Origin of the sequence: Arthrobacter sp. Leaf337 (genome assembly GCF_001423745.1) — a bacterium.
Classification (GTDB): domain Bacteria; phylum Actinomycetota; class Actinomycetes; order Actinomycetales; family Micrococcaceae; genus Arthrobacter.
The window spans coordinates 30,980-47,471 of sequence record NZ_LMPC01000014.1; the positions used below are offsets into that span (position 1 = coordinate 30,980).

Here is a 16,492-nt window from a genome sequence, read left to right on the forward strand (position 1 = left end):
CCAGTGGCACGCGGCGATGGAAAACTTTCTCATGATCTTCTCCCTGGCGAAAAAGGCCCTCAGGACGCTTGTGGCGTCTTCGGGGTCTGGGCACCAGGTGAAGAAGTAGCAAAACTCACCTATTACGGGCTGTATGCATTGCAGCACCGCGGTCAGGAGTCGGCTGGCATAGCAACCAGCGACGGCAAGCGGATTAACGTCTACAAGGACATGGGCCTCGTATCCCAGGTCTTCGACGAGACCACGCTGAACACCCTGACCGGGCACCTGGCCGTCGGCCACTGCCGCTATTCCACTACCGGCGCCAGCCACTGGGCCAATGCCCAGCCCACGCTTGGCGCTACCGCCACGGGCACCGTGGCACTGGCCCACAACGGCAACCTCACCAACACTGCCGAGCTCAACGCCATGATCAACGACCGCACCGGCGGCCAGCTGAGCGGCGAAATGAAGCAGGGCAACACCTCGGACACCGCCCTGGTCACGGCCCTGCTGGAGGGCGAAGAGGGCAAGTCCCTCGAACAGACAGCCATTGAGCTGCTGCCCAAGATCAAGGGCGGCTTCTGCTTCGTCTTTATGGACGAAGGCACCCTCTATGCGGCGCGGGACACCTACGGCATCCGCCCGCTGGTCCTCGGCCGGCTGGAGCGCGGCTGGGTTGTCGCCTCCGAACAGTCGGCCCTGGCGACTGTGGGCGCGAGCTTCATCCGCGAAATCGAACCCGGCGAATTCATCGCCATCGACGAGGACGGCGTGCGGTCCCAGCGCTTTGCGGAGCCGACGCCGGCGGGTTGCGTTTTCGAGTACGTGTACCTCGCCCGTCCGGACGCCGCCATCGCGGGACGCTCCGTCTACGAATCCCGCGTGGAGATGGGCCGCCAGCTGGCCCGCGAAAACACCCAGGAGGCGGACATCGTCATCCCGGTCCCGGAGTCCGGCACCCCGGCTGCCGTGGGCTACGCCGAGGAATCCGGCATTCCCTTCGCGCACGGTTTCGTCAAGAACTCCTATGTGGGCCGCACGTTCATCCAGCCCTCGCAGACGCTGCGCCAGCTGGGCATCCGGCTCAAGCTCAACGCCCTCGAGTCCGTGATCCGCGGCAAGCGTGTTGTTGTTGTGGATGACTCGATCGTCCGCGGCAACACCCAGCGAGCCATCGTCCGGATGCTCCGCGAAGCCGGTGCCGCCTCGGTGCATGTGAAAATCTCCTCCCCGCCCGTGCAGTGGCCCTGCTTCTACGGCATCGACTTCGCGTCCCGCGCTGAGCTGATCGCCAACGGCGCCACCATCGAGGAAATCTCCCAGGCCATCGGCGCCGACTCGCTGGCCTACATTTCCGAAGACGGCATGATCGACGCTACGCGTCAGCCGCGCGAGCGTCTCTGCACCGCCTGCTTCACCGGCAAGTACCCCATCGAGCTGCCCGGCGCGGACAAGCTCGGCAAGAACCTGCTGGAGCGCACGGACCTCGGCGGCCTTCCTGCCGCGGGATCGGCCGCCAGCGCCCCGGAATCCACCGCCGTAGCCGTGGATTCCGACGAGGATCCGGCCGGCAAACCCGGCGCCACGGGCTGCGACCCGGGACCGGATGCCGAGTTCGAGAACCTGCTGACCGACGCCGATCGTCTGACCGCTGACAAGAAAGAGTCCGTATGACTTCCGCATCTTCCTCCGCCCAGAACGCCGGCATCACGTACGCCTCCGCCGGTGTTGACGTCGAAGCGGGAGACCGCGCTGTTGAACTGATGAAGGACGCCGTCAAGGCAACCCACAATTCCTCGGTGATCGGCGGAGTGGGCGGCTTTGCCGGCCTCTACGACGTTTCGAAGCTCCTCACCTACAAGCGGCCGCTGCTCGCCACGTCCACGGACGGTGTGGGCACCAAGGTGGCTATCGCCCAGGCCATGGACATCCATGACACCATCGGCTTCGACCTCGTGGGCATGGTGGTGGACGACATCGTGGTGGTGGGTGCCGAGCCGCTTTACATGACCGACTACATCGCCTGCGGCAAGGTTGTCCCCGAGCGCATTGCGGACATCGTCCGCGGCATCGCAGCAGCCTGCTCCGTGGCCGGCACTGCCCTGGTGGGTGGCGAAACCGCGGAGCACCCTGGCCTGCTGGGTGAGCACGAGTACGACGTCGCCGGTGCCGCCACCGGTGTTGTTGAAGCCTCCGATCTGCTGGGCCCGGACCGCGTCCGCGCGGGCGACGTTGTGATCGGCATGGCCTCTTCAGGACTGCACTCCAACGGCTACTCCCTGGTCCGCCGCGTCATCAACCACGCCGGCTGGGCGCTGGACCGCCAGGTCTCCGAACTCGGACGCACGCTGGGCGAGGAACTGCTCGAACCCACCCGCGTCTACGCAGCCGACTGCCTGGACCTGGCCCGCACGTTCCCCGTGAACGGATCCGCGGCCGGCAAGGCTGTCCACGGCTTCAGCCATGTCACCGGCGGCGGCCTCGCAGCCAACCTGGCCCGCGTCCTCCCGCAGGGCCTCATCGCCACGGTGGACCGCGCCACGTGGGAACTTCCCGCCATCTTCAAGCTGGTCTCGGAACTGGGCAACGTCCCGCTGGCGGACCTCGAGCGCACCCTGAACCTGGGCGTGGGCATGGTGGCAATCGTCTCCCCCGAGGCTGCAGACGCCGCCGTGAACCGCCTCAACGACCGCGGCCTGCCGTCCTGGATCATGGGCACCGTCGAAGAGAACTCGGACTCCATCGTGAAGACCGGCCCGGACTACGTGCAGGGCGCCAAGGGTGTTGACGGCGGCGCAGTCCGACTGGTGAACGCCTACGCCTAAGGGTTCCTAAACTCTCATCGAGTGCTCCGCAACCGCCGTTTAGCAGGTCCATAACGGCGGTTGCGGAGCACTCGATCTGTTTAAACCTCCAGCAGGCTGAATATTCCGCCCTGCGGGTCGCTCAGCGTGGCGACCCTGCCGGCGTCCTCGTCGTCGCCGTCACCTTCCGGTTCGACCAGGACGACGGCGCCAGCGGCCACCGCAGCGGCCACCGCCTCCGTGATGCTGTCGACGCCGAAGTAGACCTGCCAGCCAGCCTGAAGTACGTCTTCCGTGTCGGATTCCGTGTCGGCTCCCGTGGCCGCCCCCTCGTCATCTTCCTCGTCCTCCAGCGGCAGCGGCGCGATCCCGGCCACCTCCGCCCCGTCCACCATCAGCGTGGTGTACGTTCCGCCGTCGTCCTGCGGGTATTCGGTGACCTCGTGCCCGAACAGCTGCTGGAAGAAGGCGATGGCGGCCTGCGGTTCGGGAGTCAGCAGTTCCGCCCAGGCAAGGGCCCCGGACTCGTTGTACCTTGCGGTGCCGGTATGCGTTCCCGGCTGCCACACGCCGGTGGTGCCGCCGCCGGGTGGCGCCAGGAACACCATGACGCCGGTGTCCTCCACCTCCTCGGGGCCGAACTCCACCGCGCCGCCCGCGTGCGGCGTTTCCTCCACGATGGCTCCGGCATCAGCGACAGCAAAGTAGATGTTCCACTGCGCGGCCGTGCCGGAGGACTCCTGCTGGGGGTTCTGGGGCGCAATGACCGTGATGAGGTCGTCGCCCAAAAAGGCCCTGGAGTAGCTTCGCCCGTCCGGAGTGGGCAAGTCCTCATAGCGCCAGCCGAACACGGCGGCATAGAAAGCCTTTGCGGCCTCCACATCCTTGGTCTGCAGGTCCGTCCAGCAGATCTCGCCCGCGTTGAAGGTGGTGCGACCGGTCATAAAATCATTTCCCTTCGACCCTAATATTCGAAACCGCGCCGGCCCGGCAGCGGGACAGCCCACGATCAACCTAGTACGGGGCTCCGGCACTGACAACAAGCGGCCCGGCGGAGGACAATGGCGGCAACGACGGTTCACCGCCGCCGAAGGACCGCCGGAACGGAGTGAGCCATGGCCAGCCGCGTGGACATTAACGGGCACCCCACCTGGGTGGAGGACCGCGGGGGCAACGGGGAGCCGCTCCTGCTGCTCCACGGCGGCCTGGGCAACAGCGACGATCTACTCAACAGCATAGGTCCGGGGCTGTCGGATGGCTTCCGCGTCCTGGCCTTCGACCGGCGCGGTCACGGCTATACCGCGGACACGGAGGCAGACTTCCATTACGCGGACATGGCGGACGAGACGATCGGCGTGCTTGAGAACGTGGTGGGCGGGCCGGCCCACCTTGTCGGGTGGAGCGACGGCGGCATCATTGCACTGCTGGTTGCCCTTCGCCGCCCGGACCTGGTCCGGAAACTCGTGGTGGTGGGCGCAAACTACAACTTCGAGGGCACCGTCCCCGTCGAGATGGACCCCGGGTCCGACGTGACGCAGGAACTTGGCACAGCCTATATGGCGCGGTCCCCGGACGGGCCTGAGCATCTGGAAGCCGTCATGAACAAGAGTTTCCGGATGTTCGCTTCGGAGCCCACTCTGACGACGGCCGACATCGCCCGGATCAGCATGCCGGTGCTCGTCGTGGTGGGCGACGACGATCTCGTCACCCTGCCGCACACGGTTTCCCTGTACGAGGCCCTGCCGAATGGCCAATTGGCGGTGATTCCGGCGGCCTCGCACGGGCTTCCCCTGGAACAGCCGGAAGCCCTCAACCGCCTCATCCTTGCCTTCCTGGCCGCCACCGGCTCGCCCCGGACACTGATGCCGATACGGCGGGCGAGAACGCTCCCGGGTGACGTCCCGGGTGACCACAGAAAGGCCCGTCAGGGCACACCGGAAACCGGCGTGGCCTGACGGGCCCAATATCTGAGGTCAGCACCCGGGGTGCTGGAAAAGAAGAGCCGAAGAGCCGTACGGATCACTGTGGTGAATGGTACGACAGCGGCACGCCACTGAGTGCCTTACGGCAGGTTCAGTGGGCGACAACTAACCGATTCGACGGGTGTCAACCTCGTCGTCGTCTTCTTCCAAATCATCCGCGTACTTATCCACATAAGCCGAATAATCCGGTTCGACCGGCTCACTCGAGAAACGGCTCGGTGCACGACCCTCAGTGCTCTTGAGCTCACGCTGAAGCGCAGAGTAGTCGGTGTTCGGGGAATAGTACTTAATATCCCGAGCCTGCTTGGTAGCTTTTGCCTTTTGACGGCCGCGCCCCATGGCGTGACCCCCTTTTGTACTCGGACCGGAGGTGGTCACCATTGGCGTTAGTGAGGCCCCGGAATGTTTGGTCAATTTGTCGTACACCTAGATTACATGCTTTCAGCGGTAACTGCGCCCCGGAACGGGCCCCTGGAGAACACTCGCCACGTTTACGCAGGTCCGGACCGTCTCCGGTCCGCAGATTTTCTTCGGTAGAGTCGTTTGGGGCGACTCCAGCCGGGCGGCCCATCGGCTGCCCTCATCCAAGGAAAAAGCCAGGGATTGCGACGCCGGGAAGGGTGAATCTTCACGTGAATGACCAGAACGGAACGGACACAGGGAACCAAGAGACATCCCCGCGCGCCGGAATGCCACCGGTCGTTCCCCCGCCGCCTTCCCGGCCGCCAACCAGCAGCCTCCCCGTCCTGCCGCCCGCAGTCGCCGACACAGACGACCCAGACAACACAGACGTCACGGACGACAAACCGGCCCCTAAAGCGGGCGAGCCACGGCAAACCCTGTTCAAGGTCGGCTTCGTGGTGGCCGGACTGGTGCTGCTGGGCCTGTTCACGTGGTGGCTGGCCACCCTGATCGCGAGCGGCAATGAGCAAGCCGCCAACCAGCCCCCTGCCCCGGCTGTGTCGGAGTCAACATCACCGTCCGCGCAGCCGACCCGTGGCGAGCTTCCGCAGGATGGCGTGAGCGCGCTGGACTACCAGTTGGGCGACTGCTTCGAGAACTTCGATCCGGAAGCCACGGAGTCACGGGTGGTGGCGTGTACCACCGGCCACTCGGCGCAGCTGGTTGCCGTATACCGTTTCCCGGAATCGGACTCCTACCCTGGCATTACCGCATTGCGCGAGAAGGGCCGCGAGATCTGCCAGGACGCCGGACTCACCGACGCCGTGGCCAACTACGTCCTCATGCAGCGCAACGCATACCCGAGCGACACCAGCTGGGAGCAGGGCGACCGGCGGGTGGACTGCTATGTCACCGCGGACAAGGGCAACATCATCATGGAATCCCTCATCCCCTAGGACCACCCCCGCAGCCAGTCAGCCAGCCGGCCCGCCCTAACGCTCCCCTAGCCCTTCCGCCGCACGGACAGCCCGCTGCCAGCGAGGGCACCGCCGTCGCGGTCCTGGCGCTCCAGGCTCGCGATGGTGAGCTCGTCGACGTCGGCCGCGGTGTCCACCAGCACAGTGTCCCCGTCGGCGATGTCGCCGGCGAGGATGGCCTTGGCCAGCCTGTCGCCGATTTCGCGCTGCACCAGCCGGCGCAGCGGCCGGGCGCCGTAAGCGGGATCGAAGCCCGTCATGGCCAGCCAGGCGCGGGCACCCTCGGTGACTTCCAGCTCAAGGCGGCGGTCACGCAGCCGCTTGCCGAGTTCGGCCACCTGGAGTTCCACGATCCGGGCCAGCTCCTCGACGTCCAGCGCGTCAAACAGCACCACTTCGTCCAGCCGGTTCAGGAATTCGGGTTTGAAGGACGCGTGCACGGTGGCCATCACGGCACTGCGCTTGGCGTTGGCATCCAGGGTCTGGTCCACCAGGAACTGGCTGCCCAGGTTGGAGGTCAGCACCAGGATCACGTTGCGGAAGTCCACGGTGCGGCCCTGGCCGTCGGTGAGGCGGCCGTCGTCGAGCACCTGCAGGAGGATGTCGAACACCTCGGGGTGGGCCTTCTCCACTTCGTCCAGCAGCACCACGGAGTACGGACGACGGCGGACGGCTTCAGTCAGCTGGCCGCCTTCCTCGTAGCCCACGTAGCCGGGAGGGGCGCCGACCAACCGTGCCACGGAGTGCTTCTCGCCGTACTCGGACATGTCGATCCGCACCATGGCGCGTTCGTCATCGAACAGGAAGTCCGCCAGGGCCTTCGCCAGCTCGGTCTTGCCTACGCCGGTGGGACCCAGGAACAGGAACGAACCGGTGGGCCGGTTGGGGTCGCTGATGCCGGCGCGCGCACGGCGAACGGCGTCCGACACCGCGGTGACGGCCTTCTTCTGGCCGATCAGCCGCCTGCCGAGCTCCTCCTCCATGTGCAGCAGCTTCTGGCTCTCGCCCTGCAGCATGCGCCCGGCCGGAATGCCGGTCCAGGCGGAAATCACCTCGGCAATGTCACCCGCCGTGACTTCATCGGCCACCATGAGCTCCTGCTTCGCACCGCCGCCTGCCACCCGGGCTGACTCAGCCTCGGCCGCGGCGGACAGCTCGCGCTCCAGTGCGGGAAGTTCGCCGTAAAGGATGCGGGAGGCCGCCGCGAGGTCTCCTTCACGCTGGTACTTCTCCGCAGCCGAGCGCAGCTCGTCGATCCGGGCCTTGAGGTCACCGACGTGGTTGAGGCCGGCCTTTTCCGCTTCCCAGCGGGCGTTCAGCGCGGACAGTGCTTCCTTTTTGTCCGCCATGTCCGCCCGCAGCGCGGCCAGGCGTTCCACGGACGCGGCATCCTTCTCGTTGGCGAGGGCCAGTTCCTCCATGGTCAGCCGGTCCACCTGGCGCCGCAGCTGGTCGATCTCCTCCGGTGCTGAATCAATCTCCATGCGCAGCCGGGACGCCGCCTCATCCACGAGGTCGATCGCCTTGTCCGGCAGCTGACGGCCCGAAATGTAGCGGTTGGAGAGCGTCGCCGCCGCAACCAGGGCGGAGTCCGCGATGGACACCTTGTGATGGGCTTCGTAGCGTTCCTTCAGGCCGCGGAGGATGCCGATGGTGTCGTCCACGCTCGGCTCGCCCACAAACACCTGCTGGAAGCGGCGCTCCAGGGCGGGGTCCTTCTCGATGTTCTCGCGGTATTCGTCCAGCGTGGTGGCGCCGATCAGGCGCAGCTCACCGCGGGCCAGCATGGGCTTGAGCATGTTGCCTGCGTCCATGGAACTGTCCCCGGAGGCGCCTGCACCCACCACGGTGTGGAGTTCGTCGATGAAGGTGACGATCTGCCCCTCGGAGCTCTTGATCTCCTCCAGGACGGCCTTCAGCCGCTCCTCGAACTCGCCGCGGTACTTGGCCCCGGCCACCATCGAGGCGAGATCCAGGGCAATCAGCGTCTTGCCGCGCAGGCTTTCCGGCACGTCGTTGGCCACGATCCGCTGGGCCAGTCCTTCGACGACGGCGGTCTTGCCGACGCCCGGCTCCCCGATGATCACCGGGTTGTTCTTGGTGCGGCGGCTCAGCACCTGGATGATGCGGCGGATCTCGGCGTCACGGCCAATCACCGGGTCCAGCTTTCCGGAGCGGGCGATCGCGGTGAGGTCCGTGCCGAACTTCTCCAGCGCCTGGAAAGTGTTCTCAGGGTCCGCGTTGGTGACCTTGCGGTCCCCCCGGACACCCGGCAGGGCGGCGAGCAGGGCCTCGTGGGAGGCACCGGCGTCGCGCATTAGCTTCCCGACGGCGTCACTGCCGGCGGAGAGCCCCAGCAGCAGGTGCTCGGTGGAAACGAAGGTGTCCCCCAGTTTGTCGGCCTCGTTCTGGGCGTTCTTGATGGCCTGCAGGGCGGTGCGGGACAGCTGGGCCTGCTGCACCGAGGTGCCGGACGACGCCGGCAATGCTTTGATGGCGGTACTTGCCTGGACGCTGACGGCATCCGGATCGGCGCCGGTGGCGCGGAGGAGCGCGACGGCGACGCCCTCGCGCTGGTCCATCAGCGCCTTGAGCAGGTGGGCCGGCTCAACCTGGGGATTTCCTGCCGTGGAGGCGTTCATGGCTGCTGCCGAAAGAGCCTCCTGGCTCTTGGTGGTGAACTTGGCGTCCAAAGAGAGCTCCTTTCGGGGATAGATCAACTCTTAAAGTTGAGTGTACATGACTCAACTTTGCCGGACGTGGCCTCAAGGTCCATGTTTGCCGACGGCGAAATGGCTGTCTAGGGGCGATCGGCCCCCGCCCCCGGACGCTGCGCCCCCGGCAGCGCCCCCGGCGTGGCCAAAGCGCCCCCGGACACGGCGCCCCCGACGCTATGCCACCGGATGGCCGGCGGCTAGTCGGCGCCGACGCCGGTGACGAGCGTAATCCAGCCCAGATGCCGGGAGACGGCAGCGTGGTCGTTGTAGAAGCCGGTGAAACTGGACGGAAGGCCGCCAGGCAGGACGCTCGACGTCGACAGCACGCCCACCAGTTTTCCGCCGACGATGAGGGGTCCGCCGGAGTCCCCCGCCAGCGGATGCCCTGTCCGCGACTGCGTCCGCACGGACAAGCCGCCAAAAGCGTCCGAACCCTGCCCCGACACCTCCACGCCGGCAGCCTTGACCTGGACGGACATGGCGCCGGCGCCCTCAGTCTCGTCACCCCAGCCGAATACGCGCGCAGGCGATCCCGCCGCCGGGAAGGTCCGGGACATGCCGGCATAGATTCCGGGGTGCGGGGTGGAGAGCTTGAGCAGCAGTACGTCGCCCACTGGCGACGGGTAGCGGGCTGCGATTGTCCGGACCAAACCCCCGGCACCGAGGTACGGCGTGTCGAGTCGAACGGAACGGAGGCTCGCTGAGTCGCAGTGCCTGGCCGTAATCACCCAGCTGGCTGAAATCTGGCTGCCCGTGCAAGCCACCCTGGTGCCGGCGGTGTCGTAGGCGATCTGTACCGCGAAGGGTGCCTCGTCGATGGAAACCGTCTCGCCGCCGGCAATGTCCGTCCCGCCACGCGAGGGTCCGGCGGGGCCCGGGTCCGGCGCTCCCGACGCCGGGAGCACACCGGAAGCCGGCAGCGACGTAAGCGCACCCGAGGCCCGCGCACCCGAGGCTGGCGGCGACGTCAGGGATATGAGAAGCACAGCGGCAGCCGTCACACGCAAAGCGCGGAGAACCCGGGCCTTCAGGCGGCAACGCATTTTCATATGGTAGGACTCAGGCCCCGGAGAAGTTAGCCCTCACGCAACAGCCAGCCCGGACACGCAGGAGGGCGGCTCCCCCAAGGAACCGCCCTCCGGCTGGCGTGGCAGGCGCATCGCAGTGCACCTTCCACACAGAGACTTCTCTGGTGGACCGCCGCCCGCCGCGAGGCGGGCAGGCGGTCCGATGACGACACTACAATGCATTTTCCGGCATGTCACGAAGATGACAAAGACAGTCATACCGCGGTGGGTATTGTGGGAACCATGGAGCACACCCAGGACGCCGGCACCCCCACCGCCCAGCACATCTTCATCGACAAGGAGAGCCCGGCCGTCTGGCGCGCGCTGAACGGGCTCGGCCTGAAAGCACGCGAGGCTGCCGATGAAGCCGGCATCAGCAGGGCCCTGACCGAACTGCTGAACGTCCGCATCTCGCAGATCAACGGCTGCGCCTACTGCCTGAACATGCACGTTGCCGATGCCCTCAAAAAGGGTGAAACCACCCAGCGGCTTGCGGTGCTGGCCGCGTGGCGGGACACTGCGCTGTTCACGGAGCAGGAGCGCGCGGCCCTGGCGCTGGCGGAGTCCATCACCACCCTGCCCGATGCCCACACCCGTGAACGGGAGGACGCCTACGCCCGGCAGCACCTGAACGCGGCCGAATACTCAGCGGTGAGCTGGCTGGTGATTACGATGAACGCCTTCAACCGCGTATCCATCACCAGCCAGCACCCCGTGCGGCCTGAAACCAAGGAGGAGCCCGCCGCGCAGGGCTGACCGGGCAGGGCTGACCCAAGAGGCTGATGCTAGGCCGGGTAGACGGCCACCGCGGCCGCCTTGATCACGAAGTGGACGGTCATTCCCGGCGCCAGCCCCAAGTCCGCCGAGGCAGCCGGTGTGATGTCCGCGGACATCCCGCCTGCCCGGACCCGGATCTGGTCGCCGTGTTGTTCCAAGTCCGTGACTGTGACGGGGAATGAGTTCCGGGGACTGCCGTGCGCGTCGCTCAGGAAGACGGAGACGGCCGACGGCGGGAAGGCAGCCACGCCGGGCTGCCCGGCCATGTTTGGCTCGCCTGATCCAACCGGGAGGAGGTCCTCGTCCTGGTGGCCGGCCACTTCGAGACCCTCTGTTGTCCGGATGCCGGTGGCGGTGATGGTTCCGGGAATGAGGTTCAGTCCCGCCAACCCGGCGGCAAACCGGCTTCGGGGCCGCTGCAGGACTTGCCTGGTGGGCCCTTCCTCGGCAATTTTGCCCCCTTCGAGGATGATCACCCGGTCGGCCAGCATCAGGGCGTCAAGGACGTCGTGTGTGATGATGATGGCGCGCCGCCCGGCCAGGACTTTCTTCAGCAGCCTCCGGAGCAGAGGCGCCGCGTGGATGTCCAATGCCGCCATGGGCTCGTCCAGCAGGAGCACTTCAGGGTTGGCCGCAAGGGCCCGGGCCACCGCCACGCGCTGGGCCTGTCCGCCGGAGAGTTCCGCTGGCCGCCGGGCTTCGAGGTCCCCTGCATCCACCGCGGCCAGCCATTCACGGGCTGACTCCCGGGCCGCCTTCCTGGCCGTTCCGGCGCTGCGGGGTCCGAAGGCCACGTTTTCCAGGGCGCTGAGGTGCGGGAACAGCAGCGGCTCCTGCGCGAGGAGTGCCGTGCGGCGGTGGTGCGGTGCGGTCCAAACGCTGGCGCCGCCGTCGAGGTCGAACAGCACTTTTCCGTCGATGACGGACCGGCCGGAATCGGGCCGCAGCAGTCCGGCGACGACGCTGAGGAGGGTGGATTTGCCGGCGCCGTTGGGGCCCATGACCGCGACTGTTTCGCCCGGCGCGAGGCTCAGGCCGACGTCGAACCCACGGGCGCGCACGGTTGCCTGCATGCGAAAGCTCACCGGGCGCCGTCCATTCGTCCGCTTGCTGTGCCGCCCGCCGGGACACTGCGCTGGTCCTTTTGTCCGGGGCGCCGATACGTCAGTCCCACCACCGTCACGGCCACGGCCACCAGGACAAGGGAAAGCGCGACGGCGGCATCGGCGTCCGTTTCCCGCTGCAGGTAGATTTCCAGCGGCAAGGTCCGGGTCACCCCCTGCAGGCTCCCGGCGAAGGTGAGCGTGGCACCGAATTCGCCCAGGCTCCGCGCGAAGGACAGCACGGCCCCGGACGCCAGGCCGGGCAGCACCAGCGGCACGGTAACACGCCGCAGGACGGTGGTGGGCCGGGCGCCGAGGGTGGCGGCCACTGCCTCGTACCGACCGCCGGCGGTGCGAAGCGCGCCTTCCAGGCTGACCACCAGGAACGGCAGCGCCACGAAGGTCTGGGCAAGCACCACCGCCGTCGTCGAAAAGGCAATCTGGATCCCGGCAGCCTCAAGGCTCCGGCCCAGCAGGCCTTGGCGGCCGAAGGTGTACAGGAGGGCGATGCCGCCTACCACCGGCGGCAGCACCAGCGGCAGCAGCACAAAGGCGCGCAACAGGCGCTGGCCGGGGAAGCTCGAACGTGCCAGGACAAGGGCCAGCGGGACGCCAAAAATAATGCACAGCGCAGTGCTCGCCGCCGAGGTCCGCAGGCTGAGGCCAAGAGCCGTCAGGGAGGATTCCGACGTGACCAGCGGTATGAACTGCGGCCAATTGACGCGGGCGGCCATGGCCGCCAGCGGCAGGAGCACGAACACCCCGCCCGCCGCGGCGATGGCGTAGACCCAGCGCGGGACTCCGTGGTACCCGCTTCCCCGTCCCAGATCCATGCTCTCCTTACGGTGCTCCGAAACCTGCGCCGGCGAGGGTCTTCCTGCCTTCGGCACCGGTCACCAGGGCGATGAAGGCGGCGGCAAGTTCCTTGTTCCTGCTCGAGCCTACTGTGGCGATGGGATACGTATTGACGGCCTTGCCGGCTTCCGGGAAGGGGATGCCCTTGACCTTGTCGCCAGCGCCCTTCACGTCCGTGACGTACACCAGGCCGGCGTCGGCCTCACCGGAGGCCACCTTGCCCAGCACGTCCGTGACTGATGATTCCTCGCTGACTGGAGACAGGGTTACGCCGGCCGCCTTTTCCACGGTGTCCGATGCTGCCCCGCACGGGACCTGACTGGCGCAGACAACCACCTTGACTCCCGGCCTGGCGAGGTCGGCGAAGGCCGCGATCGACGCCGGATTGGAGGGTGGGACGGCGATCTGCAGGACGTTCGTGGCGAAGTTCGTTTCCGCCCCCTCGAGGAGTCCGGCGTCGGCAAGCTTGGCCATGTTCCTGGTGTCCGCCGAAGCAAACACGTCTGCGGGCGCACCTTGGGAGATCTGCGTGGCCAGGTCCGAGGAACCGGCGAAGCTGAGCGTCACCTTGCTGCCGGGGTTCTTCGCTTCAAAGTCACTGGCGAGCTTGCTGAACGTGGCCTTAAGCGAGGCAGCGGCAAAAACGGTGACTGTCCCCGAGGGTTGCCCGGCCGCCGCCGAGGACCCTGCGCCCGCAGGGCCGGTCGACGTTGACGCTGGCGGACCGCAGGCCGCCAGTCCGGCGGTGAGGAGCGCGGCTGCTGCCGCCAGCGCGGTGATGCGCGGATTCCAGGACTTCACACGATGCTCTTTCCCTGCGGCGTTTCAATGATCACGGTGGTGGCCTTGACGACGGCCGTGGCAACGGACCCGAGCTCCAGGCCCAGCTCCCTGACAGCTTCGCTGCTCATCAGCGACACCACCCGGAACGGCCCGCACTGCAGTTCGACCTGGGCCATGACCTTGTCCGCCGTGATTCCGGTGACCAGGCCAACGAACCGGTTGCGGGCCGAACTGCCCACCCGGGTGGGATCCTCCGGAAGCTGCGCCTGGTCGCGGGCCAGGGTGGCAAGCTCGAACCCGTCAACGGCCAGGCGGCCCGAGTCGTCCTTCACCGGGGTGAGGCTCCCGTTCTCGGTCCATCGGCGGACGGTGTCGTCGCTGACGCCCAGGAACCTTGCCGCTTCTGCGATTCGAATGGTTGGCATCTGTTCAGAATAACCTCATTTGCGGATAATGAGTCCGTATTTGCCCGCAGATACTGACGCCAGGGGTTTTGTCTCTCAAGCCGACGATCCTTGCCGAAGGCATTGGCTGGCGTGAACCATAGCCCCGCAGCCAGCGGCGGCAGTACGATTTTTCGTGGGGGCGGAGCCGCCGGCGCCAAGGAGCGTTGCCATGAAATGGATCAGGCCTGACAGTCCGGACTACGACGAATCCCGGAAACTCTTCAACGCGATGATCGACCGTCGCCCGGCCGTGATCGCCCAATGCGGAACCCCTGGCGAGGTGGCCGAGGCGTTGAAGCATGCACGCGACAACGAGCTGGCCGTGGCTGTCCGCGCAGGCGGGCACTCCGTGGCCGGGATGTCGATGAACGACGGCGGCCTGGTGGTGGACGTGCGTCCCATGAAATCGGTCAGTGTGGATCCGGAGAACCGCACCGTCACGGCCGGCGCCGGCCTCACCTGCGGCGAGTTTGACCGGGCTACGCAGGAATACGGCCTCGCCCTGACCGGAGGGCGTGTTTCCACCACAGGGCTGGCCGGCTTCACGCTGGGCGGCGGCTCCGGCTGGCTGGAACGGGCCTTCGGCTTTGCCTGCGACCATCTGATCTCGGTGGACCTGGTCACCGCCGCCGGCGAACTGGTGACTGCCAGCGCCAGCGAGAACCCCGAACTGTTCTGGGCCCTGCACGGCGGGGGCGGAAACTTCGGCGTGGCCACATCCTTCACGTTCGGACTGCACGAACTCGGTCCGAAAGTACACGCCGGCCTGATGATCTGGCCCGGGGAGGCTGCCACCGAAGTCAGCCGCGGATACCGGGAGCTTGCCCTCGCCGCGCCCAACGAGGAATGCGCAACCCTGCTCTATTTCACCGCTCCGCCCGAGCCGTTCATGCCACCGGAGATGGTGGGAAAGATGGCCCTTGGCGTGGTGTACATCTACGCCGGCGATGCCGGTGAAGGCGCTGAGCGGGCCAGGCCTTACCGCGCGCTCAACCCGGCGGTGGATCTGGTGGAGGACACCAATTACGCCGACTTCCAATGCTCCCTGGATGACCCTCCAGGCCTGTACAACTACTGGAGCGCCGACTACCACAACGAACTTTCCGACGACGCCCTGGACATCGTTATCGATTCGGCGCGCAAGCTGCCCGGCCAGCACTCCCAGCAGCTAATTGCACACTGGGGAGGCGCGGTGGGCGGACCGGCCGCGGCGGCCACGCCGCTGCTGAACCGCAACGCGAGCTGGGTCAGCCACCCGTTCGGCCTGGGCGAGACTCCACAGGAGGGTGACGAAGCCAAGGCATGGGTGAAGGATTTCCGCCACGATATTGCGCCCTATGCCACCGGCGGGGTGTGGTTGAACTTCATCGGCGACGAAGGCCAGGCCCGGGTCCGCGCCGCATTCGGGGATGAGAACTTCGACAGGATGTCCCGGGTGAAACGGGAATTCGATCCGGACAACGTATTCCGCGGCAACCAGAACATCCCGCCCGCCCCGGAGTAGGGCGTGCAATTTTCAGCATCTGAAGTAGTTTTTTCTTCGCGGGACCTGTCGTGGGTCGATGTGGGGTGGCGGGATGAACCAGGGCACCCCGGTTTTGACGTGGATCTGCCACTGTTCCTTGTGGATCAGGTGGTGGTGATGGCTGCAGAGCAGGGNCGATGTGGGGTGGCGGGATGAACCAGGGCACCCCGGTTTTGACGTGGATCTGCCACTGTTCCTTGTGGATCAGGTGGTGGTGATGGCTGCAGAGCAGGGCGCCGTTGTCCGTGCTGGTGGTTCCGCCGCGTGACCAGTAGGTGATGTGGTGGGCTTCGCACCAGGGTGCGGGGATGGTGCAGCCCGGGAACGCGCAGCCCTGGTCGCGGGCGGTGAGGGCTTTGCGGATGTGCGGGGTCAAACAACTGTTCCCGGGGCAGGGCGGATTCGGTGCGGCACACGAAGCTGACGNCAGTAGGTGATGTGGTGGGCTTCGCACCAGGGTGCGGGGATGGTGCAGCCCGGGAACGCGCAGCCCTGGTCGCGGGCGGTGAGGGCTTTGCGGATGTGCGGCGGGAACACCCGGGTGGTGCGGCCGATGTCCAGGATCCTGCCCGGGCTGCCGAGCAGGACGGGGATGATGTCCGCGTCGCAGGCGATCTTGCGGGCGGTGGCGGCGGTGACGGGGCCGGTGAACGTGAAGGAGCCCGTGCCCGGGATGCCCTGTTCGAGTTTGTCGAGCAGGTCGCGGTAGTCGATGGTCACCATGACCTGCGGGCGGAGCCCGCCCGCAGCCGGGAGCGCCCCGGTGGTCAGGGCTGCTTTGCAGGCGCCGACGAGGCCGTCCAGGAGCTGCTGCGGACGGGTCCGCTGGTCCAGTTCCGGTTCCAAGTCCTGCTCTGCGCCGCTGTCGGCGCCGGCGCCTGGTTGGGTGCGGGGGTTGGCGGCCGTATTCATCGCCGTGAGAAGGTGTCCGGATTGCTCCGTGGTGGCCAGGATTTCCATCCGCTGGAGTCCGCGGCGGGGCTGGCGGAGGAACACGCCCTGGCGGTGCCGGAGTTCGGCTTCGGTGGGTTCGGACCCGTCCTGGTCGATCGCGTCCGTCCACTGCCGGGCG

The 16,492-nt window shown here is 67.0% G+C and carries 14 protein-coding genes and 2 pseudogenes; 6 read left to right on the forward strand and 10 right to left on the reverse strand.

Annotation, left to right across the window (positions count from 1 at the left end; genetic code table 11):
- The first annotated feature begins 3 nt into the window (after window positions 1–3).
- Together purF and purM are read left to right on the forward strand one after the other, a co-directional pair.
- A complete protein-coding gene (gene purF, locus ASF98_RS13460; RefSeq protein ID WP_055802612.1) occupies window positions 4–1,656 on the forward strand; it encodes an amidophosphoribosyltransferase in 1,653 nt (550 codons plus the stop codon).
- Window positions 1,653–2,807 (forward strand): phosphoribosylformylglycinamidine cyclo-ligase, encoded by a 1,155-nt coding sequence (gene purM, locus ASF98_RS13465; RefSeq protein WP_055802615.1) that lies wholly within the window; start codon window positions 1,653–1,655, stop codon window positions 2,805–2,807. The genes purF and purM overlap by 4 nt, the downstream gene beginning before the upstream one ends.
- 80 nt (window positions 2,808–2,887) lie before the next feature.
- Here purM and ASF98_RS13470 read toward each other — a convergent pair whose 3' ends face one another.
- Window positions 2,888–3,730, reverse strand: a complete 843-nt coding sequence (locus ASF98_RS13470; protein WP_055802617.1) for a VOC family protein — start codon at window positions 3,728–3,730, stop codon at window positions 2,888–2,890.
- A gap of 171 nt (window positions 3,731–3,901) precedes the next feature.
- Here ASF98_RS13470 and ASF98_RS13475 point away from each other — a divergent pair, with 171 nt between their 5' ends.
- The gene (locus tag ASF98_RS13475) at window positions 3,902–4,741 is read left to right on the forward strand and encodes an alpha/beta fold hydrolase (RefSeq protein ID WP_082506841.1); all 840 of its coding nucleotides are present in this window, start codon (window positions 3,902–3,904) and stop codon (window positions 4,739–4,741) included.
- Window positions 4,742–4,873: 132 nt separating this feature from the next.
- Here the strand turns inward: ASF98_RS13475 and ASF98_RS13480 are convergent, their stop codons facing one another.
- Entirely contained in the window at window positions 4,874–5,107 is a 234-nt protein-coding gene (locus tag ASF98_RS13480; RefSeq protein WP_055802618.1) for a DUF3073 domain-containing protein, read from the reverse strand.
- A 293-nt stretch (window positions 5,108–5,400) separates the two neighbouring features.
- Between ASF98_RS13480 and ASF98_RS13485 the strand changes: the two genes are divergently transcribed.
- Window positions 5,401–6,126, forward strand: coding sequence for a septum formation family protein (locus ASF98_RS13485; RefSeq protein WP_156372406.1), 726 nt, complete (start codon window positions 5,401–5,403; stop codon window positions 6,124–6,126).
- Between the two features lie 47 nt (window positions 6,127–6,173).
- Here the strand turns inward: ASF98_RS13485 and clpB are convergent, their stop codons facing one another.
- Window positions 6,174–8,840 carry an ATP-dependent chaperone ClpB gene (gene clpB, locus ASF98_RS13490; RefSeq protein WP_055802622.1) on the reverse strand — a complete coding sequence of 889 codons (2,667 nt, stop codon included), beginning with the start codon at window positions 8,838–8,840 and terminating at the stop codon, window positions 6,174–6,176.
- A 221-nt stretch (window positions 8,841–9,061) separates the two neighbouring features.
- Entirely contained in the window at window positions 9,062–9,850 is a 789-nt protein-coding gene (locus ASF98_RS13495; protein WP_235505918.1) for a S1 family peptidase, read from the reverse strand.
- Between the two features lie 324 nt (window positions 9,851–10,174).
- Between ASF98_RS13495 and ASF98_RS13500 the strand changes: the two genes are divergently transcribed.
- On the forward strand, window positions 10,175–10,687 hold the full coding sequence (locus ASF98_RS13500) for a carboxymuconolactone decarboxylase family protein (RefSeq protein ID WP_055802643.1): 513 nt from the start codon (window positions 10,175–10,177) through the stop codon (window positions 10,685–10,687).
- 29 nt (window positions 10,688–10,716) lie between these two features.
- On the opposite strand, the gene ASF98_RS13505 is transcribed toward ASF98_RS13500, so the two are convergent.
- From ASF98_RS13505 to ASF98_RS13520, 4 genes are read right to left on the reverse strand one after another with little or no spacing between them, the layout of a single operon-like run.
- Window positions 10,717–11,793: a sulfate/molybdate ABC transporter ATP-binding protein gene (locus tag ASF98_RS13505; protein WP_055802626.1), complete on the reverse strand. Its 1,077-nt coding sequence runs from the start codon at window positions 11,791–11,793 to the stop codon at window positions 10,717–10,719.
- A complete protein-coding gene (locus tag ASF98_RS13510) occupies window positions 11,790–12,644 on the reverse strand; it encodes an ABC transporter permease (RefSeq protein ID WP_055802628.1) in 855 nt (284 codons plus the stop codon). Before ASF98_RS13510 ends, ASF98_RS13505 begins: the two co-directional genes overlap by 4 nt.
- A gap of 7 nt (window positions 12,645–12,651) precedes the next feature.
- Entirely contained in the window at window positions 12,652–13,467 is an 816-nt protein-coding gene (gene modA / locus ASF98_RS13515) for a molybdate ABC transporter substrate-binding protein (RefSeq protein ID WP_055802630.1), read from the reverse strand.
- A complete protein-coding gene (locus ASF98_RS13520) occupies window positions 13,464–13,874 on the reverse strand; it encodes a TOBE domain-containing protein (protein WP_055802632.1) in 411 nt (136 codons plus the stop codon). Before ASF98_RS13520 ends, modA begins: the two co-directional genes overlap by 4 nt.
- A 190-nt stretch (window positions 13,875–14,064) precedes the next feature.
- On the opposite strand from ASF98_RS13520, the gene ASF98_RS13525 reads away from it, so the two are divergent.
- Window positions 14,065–15,399 (forward strand): FAD-binding oxidoreductase, encoded by a 1,335-nt coding sequence (locus ASF98_RS13525; RefSeq protein WP_055802634.1) that lies wholly within the window; start codon window positions 14,065–14,067, stop codon window positions 15,397–15,399.
- A 156-nt stretch (window positions 15,400–15,555) separates the two neighbouring features.
- Here the strand turns inward: ASF98_RS13525 and ASF98_RS24180 are convergent.
- Together ASF98_RS24180 and ASF98_RS13530 are read right to left on the reverse strand one after the other, a co-directional pair.
- A pseudogene (locus tag ASF98_RS24180) lies at window positions 15,556–15,846 on the reverse strand (HNH endonuclease signature motif containing protein); the annotation flags it as partial.
- A 1-nt stretch (window position 15,847) separates the two neighbouring features.
- Window positions 15,848–16,492: pseudogene (locus ASF98_RS13530) on the reverse strand (DUF222 domain-containing protein); the annotation flags it as partial.

What these genes read in the sequence shown, in the direction of transcription:
- purM (WP_055802615.1), top strand. Translation starts at nt 1,653, where the DNA reads ATGACTTCCGCATCTTCCTCCGCCCAGAACGCCGGCATCACGTACGCC.
- ASF98_RS13470 (WP_055802617.1), bottom strand. Translation starts at nt 3,730, where the DNA reads ATGACCGGTCGCACCACCTTCAACGCGGGCGAGATCTGCTGGACGGAC.
- ASF98_RS13475 (WP_082506841.1), top strand. Translation starts at nt 3,902, where the DNA reads ATGGCCAGCCGCGTGGACATTAACGGGCACCCCACCTGGGTGGAGGAC.
- ASF98_RS13480 (WP_055802618.1), bottom strand. Translation starts at nt 5,107, where the DNA reads ATGGGGCGCGGCCGTCAAAAGGCAAAAGCTACCAAGCAGGCTCGGGAT.
- ASF98_RS13500 (WP_055802643.1), top strand. Translation starts at nt 10,175, where the DNA reads ATGGAGCACACCCAGGACGCCGGCACCCCCACCGCCCAGCACATCTTC.
- ASF98_RS13510 (WP_055802628.1), bottom strand. Translation starts at nt 12,644, where the DNA reads ATGGATCTGGGACGGGGAAGCGGGTACCACGGAGTCCCGCGCTGGGTC.
- ASF98_RS13520 (WP_055802632.1), bottom strand. Translation starts at nt 13,874, where the DNA reads ATGCCAACCATTCGAATCGCAGAAGCGGCAAGGTTCCTGGGCGTCAGC.
- ASF98_RS13525 (WP_055802634.1), top strand. Translation starts at nt 14,065, where the DNA reads ATGAAATGGATCAGGCCTGACAGTCCGGACTACGACGAATCCCGGAAA.